This window comes from Streptomyces sp. NPDC048361 (assembly GCF_040651795.1).
Taxonomy (GTDB): domain Bacteria; phylum Actinomycetota; class Actinomycetes; order Streptomycetales; family Streptomycetaceae; genus Streptomyces.
Map to the genome: position 1 here is coordinate 136,107 of NZ_JBEZKW010000015.1, position 7,785 is coordinate 143,891.

Below are 7,785 nucleotides of genomic sequence, written 5' to 3' on the forward strand. Positions count from 1 at the left end.
GCGGGACCCGGGCTAAGGCCACCCGAGGCGGGGGCCAACCCGGGCGAAGGCCAACCCGGGCGAAGGCCAACCCGGGCGGAGGCCAACCCGGGCGGAGGTCAACCCGGGCGGAGGTCAACCGGGGCGGAGGTCAATCGACCACCGCCCCGGTCCTGCTTTCGGGTGATTTCGTACGGCAGTTGACGCAACGGTGCCGCATCCGGCCGGGACGCGCGAGAAAGGGTGACCCGTACCTTTCGCCGCGCCCGAGCCAAGGAGCTGCCCCCCGTGCCCCCGACCGGCCCGCCCCCCGCGACGACCACGGGCCGTCGCGGACCCGTCCCCGCCGCCCGCCGCCGTCCGGTCCCGCGCGGCGCCGCCGTCCGGTCCCCCGCCGCCGAGCGCGCCCGCGCCGCCCTTCGGTACGCGGGCCCCGCGCTCCTCGGCCATCTCGCGGTACGCCTCTTCGGGATACTCGTCCTCGCGCAGTGGGCACACCTGCGCCACCACGGCCTGTGGCCGGTGCTCGCCAAGTCCTGGGACTCCAACTGGTACCTCGGCATCGCGAATCACGGCTATGTACTCCCCGCCGATCCCAAGGAGCCGAGCGACCTCGCGTTCTTCCCGCTGTACCCGGTCCTGGTGAAGGCGGTCGCCGCGGTCACCCCGGGCTCGCGGGCCAGTGTCGGGCTGCTGCTCGCCGTCGGGTTCTCGCTGGTCGCCGCCTGGGGCGTCTTCGCGGTCGGCGCCCACCTGCACGGCCGGCGCACGGGCACCCTGCTGGCGGTGGCGTGGGCCGCGCTGCCGGTCGGCGTGGTGCAGTGGATGGGGTACACCGAGTCCCTGTTCAGCGCGCTGACGGCCTGGTCGCTGTATGCCGTCCTGACCCGGCGCTGGGTCGTGGCGGGCGCGCTCGCGGCGCTCGCGGGCCTCACCCGGCCGACCGGTATCGCGGTGGCGGTCGCGGTCTCGCTGGCCGCCCTCGTCGCCCTCGTACGCGACCGGCACGCGGCGGGGCGCACGGCGCGGGGTGCCGTGCTCGGCGCGGTGCTCGCCCCGGCCGGCTGGTGCGCCTACGTGGCCTGGGTGGGGGTGCGCGTCGGGCGCTGGGACGGCTACTTCGCAGTGCAGAAGGTGTGGGACAACCAGTGGGACGGCGGCGTCGGCACCCTGCGCGACATGCGCGACCTCCTCGTGTACGCGAACCGGCCGCCCCTGTTCCTGGTCCTGGTGACCGTGATCCTGCTCGGGTCCTGCGCCCTGTACGTGCTCTCGCTCGCCGACCGACAGCCCCTGGTGCTGCTGGTCTTCACGGGCGCGCTGCTCGTGGTGGTGCTCGGCAGCGGCGGCGTCTACTTCCCGCGCGCCCGCTTCCTGGTCCCCGGCTTCCCGCTGCTGCTTCCGGTCGCGCTCGCCCTGGCGCGGGCCCGGCGCACGACGACCGTCCTGGTACTCGGCGCGGCCACCCTGTCGTCGGCGTGGCTCGGCGCGTACATGCTGCTGGTGTGGCCGGGTCCACCGTGAGCCGGTGAGCCCGCGAGGCGGTGTGCCGGTGAGCCAGTGTGAGCAGGTGAGCCGGGTGAGCAGGTGAGCCGGGTGAGCCCGAGCCGGTGAGCCCACGCGCCCCGTGCGGGAGGTCAGCCGATGGCGAGCAGGACCACGAACAGGACCGCACCGACTACCGCGGGTGCGATGACCTCGTACGCCCAGCGGATGCCCACCGTGCCCTGCGCGCCCTCGCGATACACGCCCTGCTCGGCGAGGTCGCGCAGATCGAGGATGTTCTGGTCGGTCGAGGCCATGCGCGCCTTGGCGTCGGTGACGTCGGCGGTCGCCGAGGCACCCAGCCCCGCGGCGAGCGAGGCGTCCCTCGACTGGCGCCGGGCGGCCCGCTTGCGCTGGCGCAGCGACACCGGAAGCGCCCACAGCTGGTACTTGCCGCCCGACTGGTCGAAGACCTCGCTGGAGTATCCGGCCCGTACGTCCGCGACACACGCCCAGGGCAGGGTGATCGTACGGAACGGGTTGCGCACCAGGAGCCGGTCGGCGTTGGCGGACACCACCGGGCGCAGGGTGAACGCGACGATCAGCGGCACCACGCAGAGCAGGGCGGCGAGCGCCAGCCAGGGGGCGTTGCCGTGGCCCTGGACCACGGCGTCGATGCCGAGCCACAGGCCGAGCGCGAGCAGCAGCACGCCGCCCACGATGCCGGCGGAGGAACGGTAGGTCCGGTCGGCGTAGGCCGGCTCGGCGGGCGGCGTGGGGCTCGTCATGGCCCGATTCTGCCTCACGCCCCCGAGGGCGGTCCTCCTCAGGCCACCAGATCCGCGTAGACGATGATGTTGTCGGGTCGGTGGCCGCCGGTGAGTTCGCCGCCGCAGGTGATGATCCGCAGCTCGGGACGGTCGGTGTTGCCGTACACCTTCTGCGTCGGGAAGGTCTTCTTGTCGACCTCTTCGAGGGCGCGGATCTTGAAGACGGCGGTCTTCCCGTCGGCGCGGGTGACCGAGACGGTGTCCCCGGTCTTGACCTTGGAGACGTTCCGCAGGACCGCGGGGCCCTTGACGGTGTCGAAGTGACCGATGAGCACGGCGGGCCCCTTCTGCCCCGGGGTGACTCCCTTGTCGTACCAGCCGATCCGGTCGGCGTCGGCGACGGAGGGCACTTCCACGGTGCCGTCGGCGGCGAGCCCCAGGTCGAGGATCGGGCTCGCGTCGACCCCGGCCGACGGAATACGCACCCGTACCGGCTTGGATGCGGGCAGGGCGGTCGCGGCCTTCGGTGCGGGGGCGCTGGATGCCGCGGCGACGGTCGGGGGCGGGGTGGCGGGCTTCGCGGTGGCGGAGCCGCAGCCGGTGGCCGAGGCTCCGAGGGCGAGCAGGATCAGGACGGCGGCGGCCGAACGGGCCGCGCTGGTACGGGACATGGGGTGCTCCGGGCGGGAGAGCGGCGGGCCTCCCCTCGGGGACGCCCGCCGTGGGCGGTCGGATACGGCCTCGGGGAGGGCCGCCGTGGGCGATCAGATACGGGCGGCCGAGCGGCGGCGCACCGCGACGAATCCGACGGCGCCGGCAGCGGCGACCGCGGCCCCGCCCGCGATCAGCACGCCCTTGTCGTCACCGCCCTGCTTGAACTCGGCACCGGCCGCGACCGCGCCCTTGGGCACGACGGCGGTCTGTCCGCCGTTCTGGGCGGGGGTGCTGGCGGCAGGGGTGCCTGCGGCGGGAAGGGGGGCCGGGGTCTTGGCGGGCGTGGTGTTCGCGCAGCCGGCCGGGAGCTTGGGGAAGGCGGTGTAGCGGTAGGGCATGTCCCCGCCCTGGGTGCGCTGTCCGAGCCGCGGCGTGGGGGTGTTCGCGCCGTCGATGATCACGCCGAGGCGCTTGTCGTTCGGGTGGGTGCGGTCGACGGTGGAGACGGTCTTGAACTGGCTGTCCCGCAGGACCGCCTTCGGGCCCTGGGTGCTGTTGGTGAGCTTCACCGACCAGCCGCCTTGGTAGACGCTCGTGACGACGGTGGTCACGGTGCAGCCGGAGCGGCCCACGGTGTACTCCGAACGCACCACGCCCGTCGCGGAGTTGAGGGTGAGGTGCATGCCGGCGTAGAACCCGTCGACGTCCATGCCGTAGGTTCGCAGCACCGTCTTGCCGCTGGTGGCGACGTAGGCGATGTAGTGGCCCGCGGCGTCTTTGCTCACCTTGACCTTCTCGCCGTCGACCAGCGTGTAGGTGCCGGAGACGAGGCAGAACGCGGGGAGCGCCGGGAAGTCGTGCGACTGCCAGGCGGTGTCACCGCCCTGGCTGCGCTGGAAGAAGACGGCCTTGCCGTCCTTGGGCTCTTCGATCTTGATGCCGTCGGCCAGGTCGGTGGGGTGGGCCCGGTCCACGGTGGCGACGGCGCCGCCCTTCGCGTCCCTGAGCACCGCGATCGGGCCGGTCTCCGGGTCGCTGGTGAGCGAGACGGACATGCCGCCGAAGACCGAGGGGATCTTCTCGGTGACCTGGCACGGACCGGAGGCGGCGGAGGCGGCACCCGGCAGAACGAGGAAGGTGCCGGCGAGGACGGCGGCGGCGGTCGCGGCGCGCAGGGCGATGCGGGTGCAGGTCGACATGAACGACTCCGTGAAGCAGGCGGCCGAGTGGCCGGAGGAAGAAAGAGGGGGAGGTCGCATGCCGCCTCCTCTGCCAGGTGGGGCCGTTGAGGCTGGGCGGGCTGCAAGAAGAAATCTATGGATCACGTGTACGAGAAGGATCCGCTCCGCGTAACAGCGGTGTGACAGAAAGGGTGACGGAGCTCACCCCCGCCCACCTGCGCCTAGGGGGCTGTACAGGCAGCTACGCGCGTAGATATGCTCATCTGGTGACCATGCCCACCAATGCACCTTCTGCTGCCCTCGCCGACGCGACCGCGTCCGACGGCGCGCTGCGTCGCTTCCTCCACGGGCTCCCCGGCATCGACCCGGTGGGCCTGGAAGCGCGTGCCGCGTCCCTCGGCACCCGCTCGATCAAGACGTCGGCCAAGGCGTACGCCATCGACCTGGCCATTTCGATGATCGACCTGACGACGCTGGAAGGCGCGGACACCCCGGGCAAGGTCCGGGCGCTCGCCGCCAAGGCCGTCAATCCGGATCCGACCGACCGCTCCACCCCGCACACCGCCGCCGTCTGCGTCTATCCGGACATGGTGGCGACCGCCAAGGAGGTGCTGAAGGGCTCCGACGTCAAGGTCGCGTCCGTCGCCACCGCCTTCCCGGCGGGCCGCGCGGCGCTCGCGGTCAAGCTCGCCGACGTACGGGACGCGATCGCGGCCGGCGCCGACGAGATCGACATGGTGATCGACCGGGGCGCGTTCCTCGCCGGTCACTACCTCAAGGTCTACGAGGAGATCGCGGCCGTCCGCGCCGAGTGCGGCGACACGGCCCGCCTCAAGGTCATCTTCGAGACCGGCGAGCTGTCGACGTACGACAACATCCGCCGGGCCAGCTGGCTCGGCATGATGGCCGGCGCCGACTTCATCAAGACCTCCACGGGCAAGGTCGCGGTCAACGCCACCCCCGCCAACACCCTCGTCCTGCTCGAAGCCGTACGGGACTTCCGCGCCCAGACCGGCACCCAGGTCGGCGTGAAGCCGGCCGGCGGCATCCGCAACGCCAAGGAAGCCATCAAGTTCCTGGTCCTGGTCAACGAGACCGCGGGCGCGGACTGGCTGGACAACCACTGGTTCCGCTTCGGCGCCTCCTCGCTGCTCAACGACCTCCTGATGCAGCGTCAGAAGCTGGCGACCGGCCGCTACTCCGGCCCTGACTACGTGACGGTGGACTGATCACCATGGCAATGGAAAAGCAGACGGCCGCGTTCGAGTACGCGCCCGCTCCCGAGTCCCGCTCGGTCGTCGACATCGCGCCGTCCTACGGCCTGTTCATCGACGGCGAGTTCACCGAGGCCGCCGACGGCAAGGTCTTCAAGACCGTCTCGCCGTCCACCGAGGAGGTCCTGTCCGAGGTCGCCCGCGCGGGCGCCGAGGACGTGGACCGCGCCGTGAAGGCCGCGCGCAAGGCATTCGAGAAGTGGTCGGCGCTGCCCGGCTCGGAGCGCGCCAAGTACCTGTTCCGCATCGCCCGGATCATTCAGGAGCGCAGCCGCGAGCTGGCCGTCCTGGAGACCCTGGACAACGGAAAGCCGATCAAGGAGACCCGCGACGCGGACCTCCCCCTGGTCGCCGCGCACTTCTTCTACTACGCGGGCTGGGCCGACAAGCTGGACCACGCCGGGTTCGGTGCGAACCCGCGCCCGCTGGGCGTGGCCGGCCAGGTCATCCCGTGGAACTTCCCGCTCCTGATGCTGGCCTGGAAGATCGCTCCGGCGCTCGCCACCGGCAACACGGTCGTCCTGAAGCCCGCCGAGACCACCCCGCTCTCCGCACTGTTCTTCGCGGACATCTGCCGCCAGGCGGGCCTGCCCAAGGGCGTCGTCAACATCCTCACCGGATACGGCGACGCGGGCGCGGCCCTGGTCGAGCACCCGGATGTCAACAAGGTCGCCTTCACCGGCTCGACCAACGTCGGCAAGGCCATCGCCCGCTCGGTGGCCGGCACCTCCAAGAAGGTCACCCTGGAGCTGGGCGGCAAGGGCGCCAACATCGTCTTCGACGACGCCCCCATCGACCAGGCCGTCGAGGGCATCGTCACCGGCATCTTCTTCAACCAGGGCCAGGTCTGCTGCGCGGGCTCGCGCCTCCTTGTCCAGGAGTCGATCCAGGATGAGCTGCTCGACTCGCTCAAGCGCCGGCTCTCCACGCTGCGCCTGGGCGACCCGCTGGACAAGAACACCGACATCGGCGCGATCAACTCCGCCGAGCAGCTGGCCCGGATCACCGCGCTCACCGAGACCGGCGAGGCGGAGGGCGCCGAGCGCTGGACCGCGCCGTGCGAACTGCCCTCGGCCGGCTACTGGTTCGCCCCGACGCTCTTCACCAACGTCACCCAGGCGCACACCATCGCCCGCGACGAGATCTTCGGCCCGGTCCTGTCGGTGCTGAGCTTCCGCACCCCGGACGAGGCCGTCGGCAAGGCCAACAACAGCCAGTACGGTCTCTCGGCCGGCATCTGGACGGAGAAGGGTTCGCGCATCCTCGCGGTCGCGAACAAGCTCCGCGCCGGTGTCGTCTGGGCCAACACGTTCAACAAGTTCGACCCGACCTCGCCGTTCGGCGGCTACAAGGAGTCGGGCTTCGGCCGCGAGGGCGGCCGGCACGGCCTGGAGGGCTACCTCGATGTCTGAGACTCCGACGCGGCTGAGCGTCTTCAAGACCTACAAGCTGTACGTGGGCGGGAAGTTCCCGCGTTCCGAGAGCGGCCGGGTGTACGAAGTGGTCGACAGCAAGGACAAGTGGCTGGCCAACGCGCCGCTCTCCTCCCGCAAGGACGCGCGGGACGCGGTCGTCGCCGCCCGCAAGGCGTTCGGCGGCTGGTCGGGCGCGACCGCGTACAACCGGGGCCAGATCCTCTACCGCATCGCCGAGATGCTGGAGGGCCGCAGGCACCAGTTCGTGCACGAGGTCGCCGAGGCCGAGGGGCTCTCCAAGTCCAAGGCGGGCGCCGTCGTGGACGCGGCGATCGACCGCTGGGTCTGGTACGCGGGCTGGACCGACAAGATCGCCCAGGTCGTGGGCGGGGCCAACCCGGTCGCGGGCCCGTTCTTCAACCTCTCCACGCCCGAGCCGACCGGTGTCGTCACGGTCCTGGCCCCCCAGGACTCGTCGTTCCTCGGTCTGATCTCGGTGATCGCGCCGGTCATCGCGACCGGCAACACCGCGGTCGTCATCGCCTCCGAGAAGGCTCCCCTGCCGGCGCTCTCGCTGGGCGAGGTGCTCGCCACCTCCGACCTGCCGGGCGGCGTGGTCAACATCCTGTCCGGCAGGACCGCCGAGATCGCGGCGCCGCTCGCCGCGCACCAGGACGTCAACGCGATCGACCTGACGGGCGCGGGCGCCGAGCTGGCGCGCGAGCTGGAGATCGCGGCCGCGGACAACCTCAAGCGCGTCCTGCGCGCCAAGGCCGTGGACTTCACCGCGGACCCGGGCACCGACCGCCTCACCGCGTTCCTGGAGACCAAGACGGTCTGGCATCCGACGGGTTCGCTGGGCGCGTCGGGCTCCGCGTACTGAGCCGGCGTACGTCACAGAGACCGCCGAGCCGTGCAGAAGGGCCCCGCCTCCCCGGCTGTCACAGATCGCGACGCTGTCCCGTCCCCTGACCATGAACGCCGACAACGTCAGTGATGCGAACGAGAACGAAGCGGTCGAGCCCAT

7 protein-coding genes are annotated in these 7,785 nt (G+C 71.6%); 4 read left to right on the plus strand and 3 right to left on the minus strand.

Annotation, left to right across the window (positions count from 1 at the left end; translation table 11 throughout):
- Positions 1-267 precede the first annotated feature (267 nt).
- Positions 268-1,503 (plus strand): hypothetical protein, encoded by a 1,236-nt coding sequence (locus AB0D31_RS11765; RefSeq protein WP_362720422.1) that lies wholly within the window; start codon positions 268-270, stop codon positions 1,501-1,503.
- Between the two features lie 113 nt (positions 1,504-1,616).
- Here AB0D31_RS11765 and AB0D31_RS11770 read toward each other — a convergent pair whose 3' ends face one another.
- The 3 genes from AB0D31_RS11770 to AB0D31_RS11780 all read right to left on the minus strand — a co-directional run bounded on the left by AB0D31_RS11770 (position 1,617) and on the right by AB0D31_RS11780 (position 4,087).
- Positions 1,617-2,252 (minus strand): PH domain-containing protein, encoded by a 636-nt coding sequence (locus AB0D31_RS11770; protein WP_362720424.1) that lies wholly within the window; start codon positions 2,250-2,252, stop codon positions 1,617-1,619.
- Positions 2,253-2,290: 38 nt separating this feature from the next.
- Positions 2,291-2,905, minus strand: coding sequence for a class F sortase (locus AB0D31_RS11775; RefSeq protein WP_362720427.1), 615 nt, complete (start codon positions 2,903-2,905; stop codon positions 2,291-2,293).
- A 93-nt stretch (positions 2,906-2,998) separates the two neighbouring features.
- Positions 2,999-4,087: a hypothetical protein gene (locus tag AB0D31_RS11780; protein WP_362720429.1), complete on the minus strand. Its 1,089-nt coding sequence runs from the start codon at positions 4,085-4,087 to the stop codon at positions 2,999-3,001.
- Positions 4,088-4,341: 254 nt separating this feature from the next.
- Between AB0D31_RS11780 and deoC the strand changes: the two genes are divergently transcribed.
- The 3 genes from deoC to AB0D31_RS11795 are packed head-to-tail and all read left to right on the plus strand — an operon-like array spanning position 4,342 to position 7,641.
- A complete protein-coding gene (deoC, locus tag AB0D31_RS11785; protein WP_362720449.1) occupies positions 4,342-5,298 on the plus strand; it encodes a deoxyribose-phosphate aldolase in 957 nt (318 codons plus the stop codon).
- A gap of 11 nt (positions 5,299-5,309) precedes the next feature.
- The gene (locus tag AB0D31_RS11790; protein WP_362720452.1) at positions 5,310-6,755 is read left to right on the plus strand and encodes an aldehyde dehydrogenase family protein; all 1,446 of its coding nucleotides are present in this window, start codon (positions 5,310-5,312) and stop codon (positions 6,753-6,755) included.
- Positions 6,748-7,641 carry an aldehyde dehydrogenase family protein gene (locus AB0D31_RS11795; RefSeq protein ID WP_362720432.1) on the plus strand — a complete coding sequence of 298 codons (894 nt, stop codon included), beginning with the start codon at positions 6,748-6,750 and terminating at the stop codon, positions 7,639-7,641. The genes AB0D31_RS11790 and AB0D31_RS11795 overlap by 8 nt, the downstream gene beginning before the upstream one ends.
- The last annotated feature ends 144 nt before the right edge of the window (positions 7,642-7,785 follow it).